This window comes from uncultured Fluviicola sp. (assembly GCF_902168135.1).
GTDB lineage: Bacteria > Bacteroidota > Bacteroidia > Flavobacteriales_D > Crocinitomicaceae > Fluviicola.
On record NZ_CABHOL010000045.1, the window covers coordinates 1 to 18,904 of the forward strand.

15 protein-coding genes are annotated in these 18,904 nt (G+C 40.8%); 9 read left to right on the forward strand and 6 right to left on the reverse strand.

The features are described from left to right. On the forward strand, positions 1 to 867 hold an 867-nt coding region (locus QZT69_RS15240), incomplete at its 5' end, for a lipase family protein (RefSeq protein WP_294676995.1). Positions 868 to 1,199: 332 nt separating this feature from the next. Further along, positions 1,200 to 1,703, forward strand: a complete 504-nt coding sequence (locus tag QZT69_RS15245) for a hypothetical protein (protein ID WP_294676996.1) — start codon at positions 1,200 to 1,202, stop codon at positions 1,701 to 1,703. Positions 1,704 to 1,788: 85 nt separating this feature from the next. Here the strand turns inward: QZT69_RS15245 and QZT69_RS15250 are convergent, their stop codons facing one another. From QZT69_RS15250 to QZT69_RS15260, 3 genes are all read right to left on the reverse strand, one after another. After that, entirely contained in the window at positions 1,789 to 2,442 is a 654-nt protein-coding gene (locus QZT69_RS15250) for an ElyC/SanA/YdcF family protein (protein ID WP_294677000.1), read from the reverse strand. A 166-nt stretch (positions 2,443 to 2,608) separates the two neighbouring features. Further along, a complete protein-coding gene (clpB, locus tag QZT69_RS15255) occupies positions 2,609 to 5,233 on the reverse strand; it encodes an ATP-dependent chaperone ClpB (protein WP_294677001.1) in 2,625 nt (874 codons plus the stop codon). 276 nt (positions 5,234 to 5,509) lie between these two features. Further along, a complete protein-coding gene (locus QZT69_RS15260) occupies positions 5,510 to 7,669 on the reverse strand; it encodes a M48 family metallopeptidase (RefSeq protein WP_294677002.1) in 2,160 nt (719 codons plus the stop codon). 152 nt (positions 7,670 to 7,821) lie between these two features. Between QZT69_RS15260 and QZT69_RS15265 the strand changes: the two genes are divergently transcribed. The 6 genes from QZT69_RS15265 to secD all read left to right on the forward strand — a co-directional run bounded on the left by QZT69_RS15265 (position 7,822) and on the right by secD (position 15,121). Further along, complete coding sequence (locus QZT69_RS15265) at positions 7,822 to 8,772, forward strand: glycosyltransferase family 2 protein (protein ID WP_294677003.1); 951 nt, start codon at positions 7,822 to 7,824, stop codon at positions 8,770 to 8,772. Between the two features lie 8 nt (positions 8,773 to 8,780). Beyond that, positions 8,781 to 9,323, forward strand: coding sequence for an HAD family hydrolase (locus tag QZT69_RS15270; protein WP_294677004.1), 543 nt, complete (start codon positions 8,781 to 8,783; stop codon positions 9,321 to 9,323). Then, positions 9,320 to 10,081 carry a toxin-antitoxin system YwqK family antitoxin gene (locus QZT69_RS15275; RefSeq protein WP_294677005.1) on the forward strand — a complete coding sequence of 254 codons (762 nt, stop codon included), beginning with the start codon at positions 9,320 to 9,322 and terminating at the stop codon, positions 10,079 to 10,081. The genes QZT69_RS15270 and QZT69_RS15275 overlap by 4 nt, the downstream gene beginning before the upstream one ends. A gap of 70 nt (positions 10,082 to 10,151) precedes the next feature. Continuing rightward, the gene (locus QZT69_RS15280) at positions 10,152 to 10,838 is read left to right on the forward strand and encodes a hypothetical protein (RefSeq protein WP_294677006.1); all 687 of its coding nucleotides are present in this window, start codon (positions 10,152 to 10,154) and stop codon (positions 10,836 to 10,838) included. A 40-nt stretch (positions 10,839 to 10,878) separates the two neighbouring features. Beyond that, positions 10,879 to 11,877 carry a glycosyltransferase gene (locus QZT69_RS15285; protein WP_294677007.1) on the forward strand — a complete coding sequence of 333 codons (999 nt, stop codon included), beginning with the start codon at positions 10,879 to 10,881 and terminating at the stop codon, positions 11,875 to 11,877. Between the two features lie 217 nt (positions 11,878 to 12,094). Then, entirely contained in the window at positions 12,095 to 15,121 is a 3,027-nt protein-coding gene (gene secD / locus QZT69_RS15290) for a protein translocase subunit SecD (RefSeq protein ID WP_294677008.1), read from the forward strand. Positions 15,122 to 15,469: 348 nt separating this feature from the next. Here secD and QZT69_RS15295 read toward each other — a convergent pair whose 3' ends face one another. Further along, complete coding sequence (locus tag QZT69_RS15295) at positions 15,470 to 16,846, reverse strand: exonuclease domain-containing protein (RefSeq protein ID WP_294677009.1); 1,377 nt, start codon at positions 16,844 to 16,846, stop codon at positions 15,470 to 15,472. A 111-nt stretch (positions 16,847 to 16,957) separates the two neighbouring features. On the opposite strand from QZT69_RS15295, the gene QZT69_RS15300 reads away from it, so the two are divergent. Continuing rightward, positions 16,958 to 17,215 (forward strand): hypothetical protein, encoded by a 258-nt coding sequence (locus QZT69_RS15300; protein ID WP_294677010.1) that lies wholly within the window; start codon positions 16,958 to 16,960, stop codon positions 17,213 to 17,215. A 50-nt stretch (positions 17,216 to 17,265) separates the two neighbouring features. On the opposite strand, the gene QZT69_RS15305 is transcribed toward QZT69_RS15300, so the two are convergent. After that, the gene (locus QZT69_RS15305; protein WP_294677011.1) at positions 17,266 to 17,751 is read right to left on the reverse strand and encodes a GNAT family N-acetyltransferase; all 486 of its coding nucleotides are present in this window, start codon (positions 17,749 to 17,751) and stop codon (positions 17,266 to 17,268) included. Further along, the gene (locus tag QZT69_RS15310) at positions 17,748 to 18,863 is read right to left on the reverse strand and encodes an acyltransferase (protein ID WP_294677012.1); all 1,116 of its coding nucleotides are present in this window, start codon (positions 18,861 to 18,863) and stop codon (positions 17,748 to 17,750) included. Before QZT69_RS15310 ends, QZT69_RS15305 begins: the two co-directional genes overlap by 4 nt. Positions 18,864 to 18,904: the final 41 nt, after the last annotated feature.

Here is an 18,904-nt window from a genome sequence, read left to right on the forward strand (position 1 = left end):
TGGGAAGATAAAGACGGGGTGGGAGTTCTTTCTTTAAGAGGTACAACCAGTTCTTTTTCCAGTTGGGGAGCTAACTTTTATGCGGGAATGGTACCGGCAAAAGGATGGATCAGGATCAGTGAAAAAGACACTTTTCATTATGAATTGTCAAAAGATCCGAAAGCCTTGGTGCACGTAGGTTGGACGACAGCGCTGGGGTGTTTGTGGCAAGATATGGATTCGCTGCTTTTTGCTCAGATAGATCAGGGAAAGAAGGAGTTTTACATTACCGGACACAGTCAGGGCGGGGCATTGGCTTATCTGCTTACGGCTCACTTATTGATCATGCAGGAAAATGGGATCATCCCTGCTGATGTCCGCTTCAAAACTTATTGCAGTGCAGCACCCAAGCCCGGGAATTTATATTTCGCTTATTATTATGAGAAAATGACCCAGCAGGGCTGGGCTTACAATACCGTAAATGCACTGGACTGGGTACCTGAATCCCCGTTCTCGATTCAAACCGTCAATGACTTTAACGCAATCAATCCGTTCAGGGATGCGAAAAAAGCCATGAAGAAATTGCCGTTACTTCCAAGGCTGGTAGTCCGAAGCATGTATAACAAAATGGACCGTCCTTCCCGGAAATCACAGCGGAGTTTTGAGAAAAACCTTGGAAAGAAACTAGGGAAGCGGATGACAAAAAGCCTGAAAGGGTTTGAGCCTCCGGCATTGATGAGTTCTTCTGCGTTTACCCGTTGCGGCAACTACATTATTTTGTATCCGGATTTGGAGTATTATGCTGAGTTCCCGCAGGATCGTAAGGCGATCTTTTTAAACCATCAGCTGGAACCTTATTTGTTTATGTTGGATAAACTACCCGAATAATTATTTAACGGGCTGCTTTTCTGTTTTTGCAGGTAAATCTTTGAAATCCTATAGGTATTCGATTTTTTAAGCTTATGTTTTCCAGGTTTTTATACGTGAATTTTAACTTGAAAGACGGATGTTTGTTAAATTTATTTTAGAATTAACCCAAATATGTTATATTTGAGTTAGCACTTTATGATTCACTTGATACTATTCACGTTACCAATGAACCTCTTTTAATTACGGATTGTTTTGAATGATTGCCTTTTGAAGGAAAGGTTATTTATGTGATTGTGTGCAGAAAATTTTGAAGTGATCAACGAATAATTTATAAATCAATTAAGAAAATAATGAAGGATTATCAGCGATTTTCAGAGATACAGAAATTCAGACAGTGGTGGCTGTGGTTTGTATTTGCAGGCATTAAAGGATTAATGGGCTTTTTCATTGTGACACAGGTGTTGTTTGGAGAGCCATTTGGGGACAGTGTAGTTGATAATGCGGCCCTGTTGATAGGTTTTTTATTCATGCTGATCCTTTCACTTTTATTCTTTATTATGAAGCTGGAAACACGGATTTCCGATTACGGAATAGCTGTTAGATTCTATCCGCTTCAATTGAAATTCAGGAACTACCGGTGGGAAGATCTGGCTGAAGTTTATTTGCGAGAGTATTCTCCAATAGCGGAATATGGCGGGTGGGGAATCCGGTATAGTTTTGTAGGCAAAGGAAAAGCACTCAATGTTTCCGGAAGAATGGGCTTACAGCTGGTGTTTAAGGATGGAAGAAGACTGTTAATCGGTACTTCAAAACCGGAAGATATTATGCAGGTTTTGTCGGTGATGGGAAGGTAACCTGGAATTATCAAGAATTATGAATTATCAAGGAGGGGTTCCTCTTGATAATTGAGTCGTTCATAATTGATAATTTTTCATCGAACTAACCGATCTTCACTTGTGGTCCCAAAAATTTGGAATCAACTCCGAAAACAATATCCCAAAATACTTTCATGCGGGCAAATCGCTCACGGACTTTGGTTTTGAAACCGCCCATTTTAACCACATCCTGTGCGTTGTATCCGTAAACAGTCATCCCGAAATGCTCTCCGAGGTAAATTGCACGTTCGTTGTGAAAACGCTGCGAGATCACAATGACTTCTTTCTGACCGAATACTTTCAAAGCTCGTTCCATAGAGTCAAGTGTTCTGAATCCGGCGTAATCCAGGAAAATGCGGTTTGCAGGAATTCCGGCAGCTACCAGGGCGTTTTTCATATCAGTAGGTTCGTCATAAGTTGCAATGCTGTTATCTCCGCTTACCAGGATGTATTTGACTTTTCCGGCACGGTATAACTCCACGGCAGCCTTGATCCGGTAAGAAAAGTAAAGATTGTCGTTGCCCTGTTTATTGGTTCGGGAAGTGCCCAAAACGAGTGCAACTTTCACTTTCGGGCAGTTACTTACTTTGTCGAAGATTTTCCCTTCTGCATTGGATTCGATGGCCCAATTGGCCCCAAAGAACCAAAACAATCCGAATAAAAAGCTGATTATAAATGTTCTTTTGATGATTTTGGACCAGTTGCGCTTGCTTTTCATGTATGAAAGATTGGAAGATCAAAAGTAGCAGAATTCAAAATGCGAAAATCAGAATTCAAAATTTTCCTGAATGCCATTTCATCTCTTTAAAATAAACCACAAAAAAGTAAGGTCGGAAAATTTTCCGACCTTACTTTACACCTAAAACTAAACTACTACTACTTATTTATAATTCTGCATCAATTTCCTCTTCCTGGGAAATTGGTTTTCTGAATACGATTTTGCCGTCGAAGATATCCATGACTACTGTCAGTGAAGTATCTAAAGTTCCACCGAGCAATGCTTTGGACAGTTCATTCAGCACTTGTTTCTGGATTACACGTTTCACCGGTCTTGCCCCGAAATGCGGATCGTAGCCTGCTTCAACCAAATGTGCTTTAGCTTCTTCGGTCATGTGCATTTTAATTCCTTTTTCAAGAAGCATCTTTTTCAACTGGTCGAGCTGAAGCTGCACAATCTGTCTCACATATCGCTTGTTCAGCGGCGTAAAGATGATCGTTTCATCGATACGGTTCAGGAACTCCGGACGAATGGTTTGTTTCAATAATTCCAACACTTTGAATTTTGCTTTTTCCATAGCATCGTGCAGATTCTCTTCTTTTACACCTTCAAAACTTTCCTGGATCAAATGTGATCCCATGTTGGAAGTCATAATGATGATGGTGTTCTTAAAGTTCACCGTTCTCCCTTTGTTATCCGTCAAACGTCCGTCATCCAATACTTGCAGCAAGATATTGAAAACATCCGGATGCGCTTTTTCAATTTCGTCGAGCAAAACGATGGAGTAGGGTCTTCTGCGAACAGCTTCTGTTAATTGTCCGCCTTCATCATACCCAACGTATCCCGGAGGTGCTCCTACTAATCGGCTTACACTGTGTTTTTCCTGGTATTCCGACATGTCTATACGCGTCATGGCATTTTCATCGTTGAACAAGAAGTCGGCCAATGCTTTTGCCAATTCGGTTTTACCTACACCGGTCGGACCTAAGAAAATGAACGAACCGATCGGTCTGCGCATATCCTGTAATCCGGCTCTGCTTCTTCTTACTGCATCGGAAAGAGCTTCAATGGCTTCTTCCTGTCCGACAACCCGTTTTCCGAGCTCATCTTCCAGTCGGAGTAATTTGGATACTTCGCTTTCAACCATTTTCGAAACGGGAATTCCAGTCCATTTGGAAACTACATCCGCAATTTCCTGGGCATCGACTTCCTCCTTGATGAGTTTGGAGTTAGCCTGCAATTCGATCAGTTTTTTCTTCCCTTCTTCCAGTTGGGCCTCTGCTTCTTTGATTCTTCCGTAGCGGATTTCAGCTACTTTTCCATAATCTCCCGAACGCTCAGCCTGGTCGGCCTCCAGTTTCAGGTTCTCGATCATTTCTTTTGTCTTCTGAACTCCTTCCACGATGTCTTTTTCAGCCTGCCATTTTGCATTGAAAGCATTTCGCTGTTCTTCTAAAGTGGCCAATTCTTTCCCTAAAACTTCCAGTTTTTTGGTGTCGTTCTCGCGTTTAATGGCTTCTCTTTCAATTTCCAGCTGCATAATGCGGCGCTCTAACTCATCCAGTTCTTCCGGCTTTGAATTAATTTCCATGCGAAGTTTGGAAGCTGCTTCGTCAATTAAATCGATTGCTTTATCCGGCAAATGACGTTCCGTAATATATCGTTGTGACAATTCAACTGCCGCGATAATTGCCGCATCTTTAATCAGTACCTTGTGGTGATTCTCGTATTTCTCCTTGATACCACGCAGGATCGAGATAGCGTCTTCCGTATCAGGTTCATCAACCAAAACCGGCTGGAAACGACGTACCAATGCTTTATCTTTTTCGAAGTATTTTTGGTATTCGTTTAAAGTTGTTGCTCCAACGGCTCTTAATTCACCTCTTGCCAATGCAGGTTTTAGAATATTTGCTGCATCCATTGCACCTTCACCACCGCCGGCACCGACCAGCGTGTGAATCTCGTCAATGAACAGGATAATTTCTCCGTCAGCACTCGTCACTTCTTTGACAACGGATTTCAGGCGCTCTTCGAATTCACCTTTGTATTTTGCACCGGCAACCAAAGCTCCCATGTCGAGGCTGTAAACAATTTTGGACTTCAGGTTTTCCGGAACGTCGCCGTCGATAATGCGGTGCGCAATTCCTTCTGCAATAGCCGTTTTACCAACTCCCGGTTCACCGATCAAAATCGGGTTGTTTTTAGTTCTTCTGGTAAGGATTTGAAGGACACGACGAATTTCATCGTCCCGGCCGATTACCGGGTCTAATTTCCCCTCTCGGGCCAATTCATTCAGGTTCTTGGCGTATTTTTCCAGCGATTTGTAAGTCCCTTCCTGTTGATTGGAAGTAATTTTCTCTCCGTTCCTTAATTCCATAATGTCTTTTATAACCTTTTTCTTGTCGAGTTTTGCGTCACGTAATAATTGCCCGATCTGATCTTTCGAGTCTATTAGTGCCAGGAAAAGCATTTCTACAGTGGCGTATTCATCACCGTTTTCCTTGGCTGTTTTTAATGCAAGCTGCAATGTTTCCTGTGCTTTTGGTGAAAGGTAAATCTGTCCGCCCGAAACTTTGCTCTGACTTTCCAATATTCTGTCTAAAGCAAGTTCGATGGTTTTCGGGTTTACCTGCGATTGTTTGAATAAATAAGGAACCACATCTGCATCTTTCAGGAAAATCCCTTTCAATAAGTGTGCATTCTCGATAGCCTGATGCCCTTCTGTTTGAGCATAGTCCTGTGCTGCCTGAATGACTTCTTGTGTTTTTATAGTAAATTGATTGCTATCCATTTTGTTTGAATTTGATTCCATTCGTTCAAATCGCGAACCAAAACCTGTTTCGAGGTCTTTTCAAGACAAAAAGGCAGTTTTAAAAAGGGAGAACCGACAAATTGACACTCTCATTCCAGGCGAGATAACCGCGATAAATAGTAATTTAGCCAAAAATTGCCGGAATGTCTAAAATCAAAAAAACTTACAAAAAACTCTATCCTTATTTTGTGGATGTATGGCAATACATTGTGATCATTCTGATTTTCATTATTGCCGCAATCTTCTTTTTATAAGTTACTTCAGGTTTTTCATCAGTACGAAGAACTGATTGAAAAAGGGCGTATAGTTTGAAGGACTGAGGAAGTCTGATCTTGTTGCACCCGACAACAGTACATCGCTTTTATTTAGATCAATGAGTATTGCCTCCATATTCAGGCCGTGGTAATCTTTTGCGTAATAGACATTGGTTGACAGGATGTGGGAAATCCCTCTTTTCTTATTGTAGTTTTTGATTAAATCAGTGTCCACAGGCAGACATGGTTTTCCGTCGTTCATGTACCAAACCTGTTCCAGGTAAGAAAGATAGGTAACATATTCGTTCAGGGCTTCAGTGCCCAATTTTGAAATAGAATCAGCCTGCATTAATACCGGGTTAAATCCGTTTTTTTGGCAGGTATTCAGGATGAAATTAAAGAAAGCAGTTTGTCCTTTTTCCTTTTCCCAATCCGGAACTGTTTTGTCGGAAAATATCAAAGCCTCCGGTTCAATCAGCAGCACATCCTTAAATGTTGGTATTGCGGCAGCTTGTTTTTTCGCCATTTCCCTTTTTGCAAGTTCCTGTTCTTTCGGAGTTAGTTTGAAAAAATCTTTTTCAGCTTCTTTGATAGAATCATTTTTTGCCCGGAGTGCTTTAAACGTCTTTATAAAAACAGAATCCAGGATAATATCAGAAATGCCGTAGATGGCATATTCGGTGGAGTCAAATGCGACTGTGGTTTGCTGGGTTTCGCGTTTTTCACGGATACGGCTGTATTTATCACCTTCTGTTTTTACGCTGTCTTTGATAGAAGTAGAGGCGGGTTCGGACTTTTTTAGCAGAGCTTCGGATGCTGCCTGGTGATAGTTTAGCTTTTGAAACTTCGACAATTCAAAATAAGTGGTAGTGCTTAATTCTTTCAGGTAGTTATTATAGGTGATTTCGAAGTACGCATCGTCCGGGTATTTGTTTTTCAGGTCGTACAAAATACGCAAACCGATAGTTGCCAGTTCAATTCGTTTTGCCTGCTTGAGAAATTTGTTCAATTTGGAGGATTCACCTTCTATTTTAGGATTGTCAAAGCGTTCATGAATAATGTGTCCGGTTTGTTGTATCGACAACCAGGCCCCGGCTTTCATGTGTTCTAAAAACAGGTTGTTCGGGTGCAGTCTTTCCAGTAGAAAAATGGAGTAAAGGGCATTGAAAGGATTTCCCTGTATCAGGTTCGTACGAACATCTTCAAAACGACAGGTCTTAACTGCCTCGCGAAAGGTTTTCTCATCCAGGATAAAATGGGTTTTTCCCCATTGGCTGTATTTTTCCAACGAAAGCTGGATGGCTTCTTTTCTTTTTTTGATGTTGGGATGTGTGTGGTAATTGTCGTTATAGTCTTCACGCGCGGTAATCTCTTTGATTTCTTTATTTATGCGTGATAGAGGAATGTAAAACTGGTCCGTATTAAAGTAATCGTTCGGAAAAACGATCTCGTCGAAAGGCAGGTAAGAATACATCAGAATATCAAATGTACCTAACAGATCTTCCCTGGAATATCCCAAATCGTAATAACGTTTGATAGCCGCTTCATCGGCTTCGAATTCCTGTTCCTTTGAGAATTGACTGAGTTTTAGAACCTGATCACGTCTTTTTATTTTACCGGCTTTCTTTAAGTTGAGGTATTCATTATAAGAGTGATTTTTTTCATAGTGAGCAATCTCATGAGATAATATGAATGCAAGCTGTGCTTCCGAAGAAAGCTGCGAAATTAACCCGGTAGTTACAAATATGATCCCCGGAGCGGTTGAAAACGCATTTACTTCATTCGATTTGATGGTGTAAAAACGCAGCTTTTTTAGAAGCTTAGGATCGGTTTTCAGCAGATTAGCAGCTACCTCACGAACATAATTCGAAATCTCATCACCATAAATAATATCACCGGAATAGAATGCATTATTCAATTCTGTGTGGACTTCTGTCCAGTATTTCTGAGCCTCTGTTTTGGAAGGGAAAACCAGGTCTGTTCTTAGAAGGTCCTGCGCCACTTTATCTGCTACGGAAGTTTTGAAATCCTGGGGCATTTCTCCCTGCGACAAAAGCGTCTGGTAATTGTTTAAATCCTTTTGTGAGAATGAGGAAAAAGATACGAGAAGTGTTAAAACGCTAATTAGTATGAACTTAATTGAGGCTAAAAGTTGATTCATTGCTTTTATTAATAATCTCCTGCAAAAGTAACCCAAAATCAAAAACAACTAAAGTTCGTCTGATTAATTTTGAACGGACAGGGTGAAACAAGGGCAGTTGCGCTCATTGTCAATTCAACAGAATCCTTACTTTTGTTTAAAAGTTAAAAGCGTTGGAAAATCAACTTGAATTATCAATAGTCGTCCCTTTATTCAATGAAGCAGAGTCTTTACCGGAGCTTCATGCATGGATAAAGCGGGTATTGAACGATCATCATTTATCTTACGAAGTCATTTTTGTAGACGATGGAAGTAAGGACGGATCCTGGAAAGTTATCGAATCATTGAAATTGATCGACTCCAATGTTCGTGGGATCAAGTTTCAGCGTAATTACGGGAAATCTGCGGCACTTCATACCGGTTTCCAGGCAGCGATGGGGAAAGTGGTGGTTACGATGGATGCCGATCTGCAGGATTCACCTGATGAACTTCCGGAATTACACCGCATGATTACCGAAGAGGATTACGACGTGGTTTCCGGGTGGAAGAAAAAACGCTATGACCCGATCACAAAGACAGTTCCTACCAAACTATACAACTGGGCGGCACGCAGAATGACCGGAATTCATTTGCACGATTTCAATTGCGGATTGAAAGCATATAAGAACGCCGTAGTTAAGAGTATTGAGCTTTACGGGGATATGCACCGCTATATTCCACCACTGGCAAAATTTGCCGGATTTAATAAGATCGGGGAGAAGGTGGTAATCCACCAGGCACGGAAATATGGTACTACGAAATTCGGACTGAATCGTTTTTTGAATGGCCCGCTTGATTTGATGACCGTTGTGTTTATGGGGAAATTCGGCAAGAAACCGATGCACTTTTTTGGCGCGATGGGATCTTTACTGTTTATCCTCGGATTTGGAATTGCGGCTTACCTGGCAATTGATAAATTGTTTGTTCATTCCACGGCTATCAAATTAGCTGATCGCACAGAGTTCTTTATTGGTCTTACAGCAATGATTATGGGAGTTCAGTTCTTTTTGGCGGGTTTCCTGGCAGAATTGGTAGGACGGAATTCTTCTACACGAAATAATTACCTGATCGAAACCGAAATCTGAAAATCGTCATGAAAAACTGGCATTTGGATGGCTCCTGGACACTCTTCCTGGATAGGGACGGGGTGATCAACGAACGTATCATGGATGATTATGTCAAACAAAAAGAGGAATTTATTTTGCTCCCCGGCGTGGCAAAAGCTATTTCCAGGGCAAATAAACTGTTTTCACACGTTTTTGTAGTGACCAACCAACAGGGAATCGGAAAAGGATTGATGACTGAGCGTAACCTTTCGGAAATCCATAGTTATTGTAGTGAATTACTGAAAACTGAAAACGGCCGCATTGACCGCTATTATTTTGCTCCGAATTTAGCTTCAGACAATTCAGACTTACGAAAACCAAATCCGGGCATGGCGCTTTTAGCCCGAAAAGAATTTCCTACAGTTGATTTTCACAAATCAATTATGGTGGGTGATTCTGATTCGGATATCGAATTTGGCAGGAAACTTGGAATGAAAACCGTGTTTATAGGGCATAACGTTGTTACTGAACACGAAAAGGCTGATTTAACTTGTGATTCGCTTGAATCGTTTATAAACTTATTGGTATGATAACTAGGATTCTTTTTACGGTATTGCTTTTTATTGCTTCCCAGGGATTGGGACAAACAGTTAATCAGAAAGATACGCAGGGCAGAAAACAAGGTCCCTGGCAGAAAACGTATCCAAAATCCCGGGCTTTTGAATACAAAGGACAGTTTAAAGATGATAAGCCGGTGGGAACGTTCTATTATTATTATCCTTCCACAAAGAAAAAAGCGGTTGTAACCCATGATGAGAAAACCGGTCGTTCAACTTCAGTGATGTACCATGAAAATGGGGTCCTGATGGCAAAAGGGATTTTCAGAAACCAGGAAAAAGACAGCATTTGGGAATATTACGGTCCTTCCGGGAAATTAAGTACCAAAGAAACGTATACGAAAGGAAAGCTAAACGGGAACCACACGATCTATTATGTAATGGAAGACCCGAATGATAAGCGCATAATTCCGGCAAAAGTGACACCTTATAAAATGGGAGTGATCCACGGGGATGTTATTGAGTATTTCGATACGAATGTGATCAAAAGCAAAGTCACTTATGTCAACGGAAAGAAAGAAGGAGTTGCAATAATAAACCATCCGAACGGAAAGGTGATGATCACAGAGCGTTATAAAGGAGGTGTTCAGCATGGCTGGCAGTCTGCTCACGATCAAACCGGGAAGGAAACCGGAAAACAATACTATCGTTTCGGGAAACGAATTGAGGGAAAGGAGCTTGACTCTTATTTGAAGCAATGTAAAGCAAAAGGAATCAATCCGAACGGTTAAATTCTCAATTAAATACGTATTTTGAACATTTGCTTGACTTGAAACTACTTTTTTAAGTATCTTGCGCCTCATGCGTAAGAATTTAAAAGTCATAGCTATAGCTGTGTTACTACTACCCCCATTCCTATTGATCAGTTCTTGTAAGAAAGACACGAATTTTGATATGTATTACAACTACTTTCCGCTGAATGAAGGACATTATGCCATTTATTCGGTTCGGGAAGTGATCGTTGACCAGCAGGTAAACGTCAGAGATACTTTCGATTATTTCATCAAGACAGTTATCGGTGATACAATTACGGACAATTCCGGCAGAACAGCCAAACAGTTTGAGCGTTATTACGGATCAAGTGCCAATGGACCCTGGATGATCCATGATATATGGACTGCCATTTATGCTGACGGTAAAGCAGAATTGGTTGAAGAAAACAACCGGGTCATCAAGCTGGTATTTGCACCGAGCGAAGACGATGAATGGGATATGAATGCGTACAATACCCTGGAACCTTTAGAGTGTTATTATTCGAATATCCACCAGTCCTATACGCTTAACGGGAACAGTTACTCTTCTACGGTTACGGTTGAACAGGAAGATTTCTCATCGTATATTGATTCCCGCCGCAAATATGAAGTATATGCACGCGGAGTTGGTTTGGTGCATAAATATTTCAGGGATTTCACCATCAATAACGGTAATCCGAATAATCTCAAAAAGGGAAGATTGCTGACGATGGAATTGGTGAGTTACGGGGATTAGCCCATTTACTTTTCTTGCTATCTTTGCCGAAAAGGAATCCATGTATTTTTCATTTATTATTCCTGTCTACAACAGACCTGATGAAATAGAAGAATTGCTCGAGAGTTTGTCCGGGCAGACTTACAGTAAAGAATTTGAAGTTGTTGTAGTGGAAGACGGTTCCTCTATACCTTGTGGACACATCATCGATTCCTTCAAAGATCAATTAACGATTTCTTATTATTTCAAACCCAATTCAGGCCCGGGTGATTCCCGGAATTTCGGAATGCACCAGGCAAAGGGAGATTATTTCCTCATTTTGGACTCCGATTGTATCCTTCCCGATACTTACCTGCAATCTGTTGCAGAAAACCTGGAACGGGAATATGTGGATTGTTTCGGCGGTCCTGATAATGCATTGGACTCTTTTTCCGATGTTCAGAAGGCGATCAATTTTACGATGACCTCATTCCTCACAACCGGCGGGGTTCGCGGGGGGTCTGAGAAAATCGGCAGATTCCAGCCAAGAAGCTTTAATATGGGGCTTTCCAAAAAGGGGTTTGAAGCTACAGGAGGGTTTGGGAATATCCATCCCGGAGAAGATCCTGATTTATCCATCCGTTTGTGGGAGTTGGGTTTTGACAGTAAACTGTTCAGGGACTCATATGTTTATCACAAAAGAAGGATCGACTGGTCAAAATTCTACAAGCAGGTAAACAAATTCGGCAAAGCAAGACCGATACTTGATTCCTGGTACCCGAAATACAAGAAACTTACTTTTTGGTTTCCTACCTTGTTCCTGATTGGATTTGCAGTATCAGTGATCTTAGCGTTTTTTCTGACTCCTGTTTTTTTGTTCCTGTATGCATTTTATTTTGTATTGATCTTTGTATTCGGAGCAATAAGCAATTCAAGCCTGAAAATAGGTTTTCTTTCACTCATAGCTTGCATTATCCAGTTTTATGGATATGGTATCGGATTCCTGAAATCATTCATTAAAGTATCCTTGCTGAAACAAAAGCCGGAAGCAGCATTTCCAGGGCTGTTTTTCAAAAAGTAGCGGGCTTGTTTCCGGATATTGCACTAACGGTATCGGAATAAAACAGTTATACCTGGGGAAAAATGCTTTGTTGGTTCTAATTTATTCGTGTTAAAAGCCTGAAATCAAAAGATTTAAAAGGACTTATCTTCTTTTTTTTAAAAAGGTTTTACACATAAGTTGACTTTGATAGTCGTAAATGATATATTTGCGGGCTTAAAAAATACAATCAATCAAAATGCGTAATAAAGGATTTTTCTGGTTTTTAACGATTTTGCTTACTGGAGTATGTGTATATCAATTATCATTTACTTGGGTGGCAATCGGCGTTGAAAACGATGCTGAACGTGAGGCACTGGGACTAGTTGAAGATTTAAAAGTAAAGGCAGCTGCTACTGACAGCAACAAAGTTGCTTTATCTAATGGAACTATCATCGATTTCAATAAGCCGGAGGCGTTTGAACTTGCTAAGGCAGCAATGATTAACCAGGTGCTGTCTGAAAAAGCAGAAAAAGCTGTTTACCCGGTTATCGGATCTAAATTCAAGGATGTAAAAGCGCGTTCATTAGCGTTTGGTTTGGACCTTGTGGGTGGTATGAGTGTTACGATGGAAATCGACGTTCCTGCATTCGTTAAATCATATGCACGTAACGCAAGAGATTTGAAATTCCAGGCACCATTCGATGAGGCTTATCTGATTCATACAACAAAAGGTGGAGATTTCATCGATTTGTTCATTGATGCTTATGAAAAGAAGAACGGATCCGAGAAATTGGTTCGCCAGTTGAATATCAGTGAGGTAAAAGAATTGTCTTATAACTCTTCCAATTCGGAAGTTGCTTCTTATTTCCATGATAAGATTGCAAGTTCAATGGATGGGGTAGAGCAGATTATGAGCAAGCGTATCAACCAGTTTGGTGTCGCGCAGCCCAATATTCAGAAAGAATCCCGTAAAAACCGCTTATATATTGAGCTTCCGGGAGTTCAGGATGAGGCAACAGTTGCTAAGAAATTACAATCAACTGCAAACCTTGAGTTCTATGAAACATATGTGTTGGCAGATGCTGGTATCCAGGTCGGTCTATCTAATGCGAATGTTATTTCAAGAAATCCTGAAATCAAGAAAACAGAAATTGATACTGCAGCAAACAGTGCGGATACAACAGGTGTTGATACAGCTAAAGCGGCTGTAAAGCCTGCTAAATCACTTTCTCTTTCGGCGAAGCCTGCGGCTGGCGCTAAAAAGCCTTTGTTCGACTATCTGAAAGTAGCTCCTGGAATGGGACTTGGTACTGCTAATGCAGAAGACAGAGACGAAGTAGATGAAATTTTGAAGCGTTCTGACGTAATCAGCTTATTCCCGCAAGATCTTAAATTCATGTGGTCTGCTAACCTGGAAGATATCGGGGAAGGTAAAAAAGGATACGTATTATATGCTGTAAGAATTCCGGAAGGAGGAAAAGCAATGGTTGGAGGTGAAGATGTAAAATCTGCAGTTCGTTCATTCAATCAGCAAAACCTTCAGACAACTGTAAGTGTAACAATGTCAATCGACGGAACTCAGAAATGGGCTCAGATGACTGAGAGAAACGTTGGACGTTCAGTTGCGATTACTATGGATAACGTAGTTTATTCTGCGCCTGTAGTAAACGAAGCTATTAAAGGAGGAAGCACAGAGATTTCAGGTAACTTCAGTATTGCTGAGGCTGATGACCTTTCCGGATTATTGAACGGAGGATCACTTCCTGCACCTTGTGTGATCAAACAGCAAACCAAAGTCGGACCTACAATCGGTAAGGAAAACTCTGAAGCGGGATTAATCTCTTTTGCTTTTGCATTCTTAGCGGTATTCATATACATGTACTTCTACTACGGAAAAGGAGGTTTGGTAGCAAACATCGCTTTGGCTGTAAACGTTGTATTGATCTTCGGTTGTTTAGCTTCATTCGGAGCAGTATTGACATTAGCAGGTATCGCAGGTATTGTATTAACAATTGGTACGGCGGTCGATGCGAACATCCTGATTTTCGAACGTATTAAAGAAGAAAACGCTTTAGGAAAATCTTCTGAGGATGCAGTGAACATTGGTTTCGTGAAAGCATTGCCATCCATCATCGATGCCAACGTAACTCACTTATTGGTAGCGATGATTTTGAAGATCTTCGGAACAGGTGAGATCGAATCTTTCGCAACTACATTGATCGTGGGTATTTTCACTTCCGTATTCTCTGCTATCATTATTTCTAAATTGATCATTACGTCTTCTTTGGAAAAAGGGAAAAAAGTTTCTTTCAGTACAAAGTATACACACAATATGTTCTCTAATTTCCATTTCGACTGGATCGGTAAGAGAAAATACTTCTACATCTTCTCAATCACGGTTACAATCCTTGGAATCGCTGCTTTTGCGACAAGAGGTTTGAAACAAAGTGTGGAATTTACAGGAGGTAGGACATTTGGTGTTAAAATGGAGAAACCTGCAGACATCGAAACTGTAAGAAAAGCAATGGAGTCGGTATTCATCGAATCAAACGGTGAAAAATCGAACGTGGAGATCAAAACAAAATCCAATGCTTATAACGTAGAGATTACAACAAACTACTTATTGGCGGATGCTACTGCAACTTCAAAAGTAGAAGACAAAATGAAAGAAGGTTTTGCTTCGATCAAAGATAAGTCGGGAGAAATTACCGTAACAGATACACGTTCAATCTCTGCATCCGTATCGGAAGAAATGTGGTCTTCGGCAACACTTTCGATTACATTGGCTTTGATCGCGATCTTTGCATACATCTTCATTCGTTTCGGTCAGTGGCAGTATTCATTGGGTGCGATCTTAGGATTGGCGCATGATGTATTGTTCGTTCTTTCAGTATTCTCATTGCTGCATGGAATTCTGCCATTCAGCTTAGATGTGAACCAGGCGTTCATTGCAGCTATTCTTACGGTAATCGGTTACTCGATGAACGATACCGTGATTGTATTCGACCGTATTCGTGAGAGCTTGAATTTTGATAAGAACCAGCACGAAGCGAAAGAAGTAATCAATGAAGCGTTGAACAAAACCCTGAGCCGTACTTTCAATACATCGATGATCTTGTTCGTAGTATTGTTGATCATGTTCATCTTCGGTGGACCGGCAATCAAAGGATTCTTGTTCGCACTATTGGTTGGTGTTGTTATCGGAACATACTCATCACTATGTGTTGCTACACCGATTCTTGTTGACTTCACGAAGTCATTCAAGATTAAGAGTAAGAAATAATCATACTTAAATAGTTGAGAACGGCCGGTCAATAGATCGGCCGTTTTTTTATGGCTTTTTTTACAACCTTTTACAGGATGTTCCATCAGAGTTTAAAAAGGTTCCAAAGTTCAAAAGCAGTGGCTTCCCGCTTGAAAACAGATACTTGTCCGTTTTTAACTTGAACTTTGTAACTCTTTGAACGATTTAACTTGTAAAAAAACACACGCCATGATAGTCATTGTTTCCCTGGTTCTCGCGCTGCTTGTCGGGAATATCCTAATTCAAAGAAAAGACTAATATAGAATGAAAACGAGAGCGAGAATGATGATCAATTCGTCATTCTCATTCTGCTTATCGTTTTGATAATTATCCTGTGTAAGGAATTTTTAAGGTCTCGCTGTTTTTTCGCAGGTAATACCGCAATATGGTACGTGCATCTTTATCTTCCGGATGAAGTTCGATGTAACGGAGCCAATTCCTGTGAGCCTGTTTAATCGTGTAATAAGGAACAAAACCAAAACCCCGGTAAGAGCCATTTTCGATCCATATAACACTCTTTTCGCGTTTATCCCGACCGTTTTCTACAATGAAGAAATTATCATCGTCAAAAGTCAGTAAATTGATAAGCTGGCTCACACGTTCATTGTAAGATTCCGGGCTTTCAATCCCAACACATGCTCCATGGCATTTCCGTACCTGGTATCCGAAACAGCTGCTACTGGTTTTTTCCAAACTGCATAACTTCTGGCACAACTGGTGTTTTTCAATCAGGCCGAAAATATATTCATTTGCTTCACGTTTGGTTGTGAAAGTGGTGATCGGGGCGTTGGAAGTCTTGTTGATCTTGTCTACATAAAGTTGTAAGTAACCAGCCTGGTCTTCATAATCAAACAAGCCATACGCAAAAGTACTTTTTCGAAGAGCACGGTTATAAATCGGTTTGTGCACTTTGATCAATTCCGATTCGAACAGCAGAGCTATCAATTCAGAACCGGTCAATTCAAATTCGATACGGGCAATTTCCTGCCGCATGATAGAACCTTTCAGCGTCTTGGAGTTTTTGAGGTGCTGCTCGATCCGTTTGCGAATATGTTTGCTTTTACCGATATAAATGAGTTGGTTCGTATCGTTATAAAACTTGTAAACTCCGGGTTTATTCGGAATTTCTTCGAGTATTTCAAGGTCGAGGTTCGGGTGTAGTATTTTCGGGTTGACCTCTTCCTGGATGAAAGTTTGGAGTCCTTTTGAGTCTTTTTGGTGCAGAAGCGTAAATAAATGAGCAGTTGCCTCCGCATCGCCCTTCGCACGGTGCCTGTCAACCAGGTCGATTCCCAGTGCTTTGGTTAGTTTCCCCAAACTATAAGATTCGTGATTCGGAATGACATAGCGGGAAGCTCTTACCGTACACAGATGTGCTTTCCGGTAGTCGTAGCCCAATTGCTTGAATTCATGGCGGATAATTCCATAATCGAACCCGACATTGTGTGCTACGAAAATACAGTCTTCCGTAAATTCAATGATTTGTTTGGCGATTTCATAGAATTTAGGGGCATCTTCAACCATTTTATCGTGAATACCGGTCAGCCTGGAAATAAACTCAGGAATCGGCATTTCGGGGTTAACCAGAGTAGCAAAGGAATCAATGATTTGAGTTCCATCGTGCTTGTATATAGCGATTTCCGTAATCTTGGAAGATTTAGTTGACCCACCGGTTGTTTCGATATCGACAATTGCGTAATTCACGGCACAAATTTACGGATTTTTTAGTGGGTGATTTGTCAAACAACTGTCGTGTCAACAGAATTTAACGATTAGTTCCTGAAATTCCTTAAATTTGCCTAAAATAGTATTGATATGGCAAATAAGAGAGTAATCAAAAAGCAATTGAACGGAATGATCATCGACGTTTTGGATGAATGTTTCTCAATCCAATTGTATAACGAATCCAAAACAGAAGCTACTGATAAATTAATTGAAGAAGCATTGAGTTTCGGAGATGATGTTCTGGCTAAGATCCACGAAGCTAAAACGAAGAAAGATTTCCCTGCTATTCGTCAAATGATGGAAGATAAAGGCGTTTACTTCATTGAGGAATTGAACGGTTTGCAATAAGGTTTTTAGATTAAACACGTAGGGCCGCGATTAATCGCGGCCCTACGTGTTTAATGACGAATGATCTTCCGCATCCACAAATCACAGGCAAAATGCCCGGAATCCCCGTACGGATGCTCCAGGTACTCAAATCCCAAATGCTCGTATAAACCAACAGCAATATGCAATTCCGGAAGGGTTTCCAGGTAGATTTCTGTATAACCTTCCGAGATGGCTGCAGCAATGGATTTTTCCATCAGTTGTTTTCCAAGCCCCACACTTCGATGCGTTTTGGCAACATACAATTTCACTAATTCAGTGCATCCTTCGGGAAGTCCCTTCGTCGGATAAATGCCGCATCCGCCTACAACCTTTCCATTTTCCTTCGCAATGAAATACTGTGAATGTTCGGCTTTGAATAGTTCGAAGAGATTATCTGTAGTTGGGTCAGTAAAGACTGTTCCCGGTTTGTTTGCTCCGAATTCCGTAAGCACTTCCCGGATCAGCTGCGCAATTGCAGTATTGTCTTCCGGCTGTATGTTTCCGATCGTAATCATACTCTGAAGTAACGTTTAAGGTTTAACAGTGGTTTCTCAAAATAACTGTATGAAATAACGGATAGCAAACTGTTTATCACCAGTAATAGAATGAAATACAGCATAAAATATCCTGCTTGTTGTGTCCATCCCATGTATTCGAATGTTTTGCAGATGTAGAAGATAAGAATACAGTGGAAGAGGTAAAAACCATAAGTCAGCTTTCCGGCTCGTTGAAAAAAGGGAATTTGATCGGCTTTAAAAAAAGAATTCCGTGATTTCAATTGTTCAACAATCGCAAAAGCAAAAAAAGTTCCGGAAATCAGGCGTTCAAGTGAAACAAACCTTCCGGGGAGCAGTTTATGTGCTGAAAACAGGAAGCTAATCCCAAGAACATAAATGAGCACAATATGCCATTTTTTGAGATCTTCAATGACCCGGACAGATGGTTTTTCAAAGATCCACGAAGCAAGGATTCCACCGATTGCCATATCGGAAATTACGCTTATTGTGTGGTAATAGAGCAAATCCGGATTTGCTGCGTAATAGAACCTGAAGGCGAAAGAACCGGTAATTACAAGCAAAAAGAAGTATTGAAACGAGCGGATCGTTTTCCATTGGAAAAATCCGATCACCACTGCCCAGCAGATGTAAAACTGCTCTTCAATACTTACACTCCATGTTGCTGTCAGGAAATTGATCGGATCCCGGCTTCCATTGATGATCTCATCGAAATTGGATAAGAATAAACTGTAGCGCCATAATTCGTGCACTGTTGGAGTGCCAAAGGGGAGGTGCGGGAAGACGAAGAATCCGAACAATACGATTACGAAATAAAGCGGCCACAGCCTCAGGATTCTTCTTACTAAAAAGAACCCGATATGGATTTTTCCCCGCTCCTTCAATTCTTTCAACAATAAATACGTAATCAAAAAACCACTCAGGACAAAGAATAAATTGACACCGTAATGTCCGATAGATGTCAGTTTTCTGATCCACAAAAGCGGAGCAGATTCAAAGAAATCTCCCCAAACTTCCCTGTTAATGGTAAAAGCGTGGAACAAAAAGACCATGAAAGCACCTATGAACCGCAATCCATCCAGGTTATCAAAGTGAATTTTTTCTTTTTGCATCGAGACTTAAGTTCAGCTGTTTGTGAAGCTGTTCAAATGTA

What these genes read in the sequence shown, in the direction of transcription:
- clpB (WP_294677001.1), bottom strand. Translation starts at nt 5,233, where the DNA reads ATGGATAGCAATCAATTTACTATAAAAACACAAGAAGTCATTCAGGCA.
- QZT69_RS15310 (WP_294677012.1), bottom strand. Translation starts at nt 18,863, where the DNA reads ATGCAAAAAGAAAAAATTCACTTTGATAACCTGGATGGATTGCGGTTC.
- QZT69_RS15245 (WP_294676996.1), top strand. Translation starts at nt 1,200, where the DNA reads ATGAAGGATTATCAGCGATTTTCAGAGATACAGAAATTCAGACAGTGG.
- QZT69_RS15285 (WP_294677007.1), top strand. Translation starts at nt 10,879, where the DNA reads ATGTATTTTTCATTTATTATTCCTGTCTACAACAGACCTGATGAAATA.
- QZT69_RS15280 (WP_294677006.1), top strand. Translation starts at nt 10,152, where the DNA reads ATGCGTAAGAATTTAAAAGTCATAGCTATAGCTGTGTTACTACTACCC.
- QZT69_RS15250 (WP_294677000.1), bottom strand. Translation starts at nt 2,442, where the DNA reads ATGAAAAGCAAGCGCAACTGGTCCAAAATCATCAAAAGAACATTTATA.
- QZT69_RS15305 (WP_294677011.1), bottom strand. Translation starts at nt 17,751, where the DNA reads ATGATTACGATCGGAAACATACAGCCGGAAGACAATACTGCAATTGCG.
- QZT69_RS15275 (WP_294677005.1), top strand. Translation starts at nt 9,320, where the DNA reads ATGATAACTAGGATTCTTTTTACGGTATTGCTTTTTATTGCTTCCCAG.
- secD (WP_294677008.1), top strand. Translation starts at nt 12,095, where the DNA reads ATGCGTAATAAAGGATTTTTCTGGTTTTTAACGATTTTGCTTACTGGA.
- QZT69_RS15270 (WP_294677004.1), top strand. Translation starts at nt 8,781, where the DNA reads ATGAAAAACTGGCATTTGGATGGCTCCTGGACACTCTTCCTGGATAGG.
- QZT69_RS15260 (WP_294677002.1), bottom strand. Translation starts at nt 7,669, where the DNA reads ATGAATCAACTTTTAGCCTCAATTAAGTTCATACTAATTAGCGTTTTA.
- QZT69_RS15300 (WP_294677010.1), top strand. Translation starts at nt 16,958, where the DNA reads ATGGCAAATAAGAGAGTAATCAAAAAGCAATTGAACGGAATGATCATC.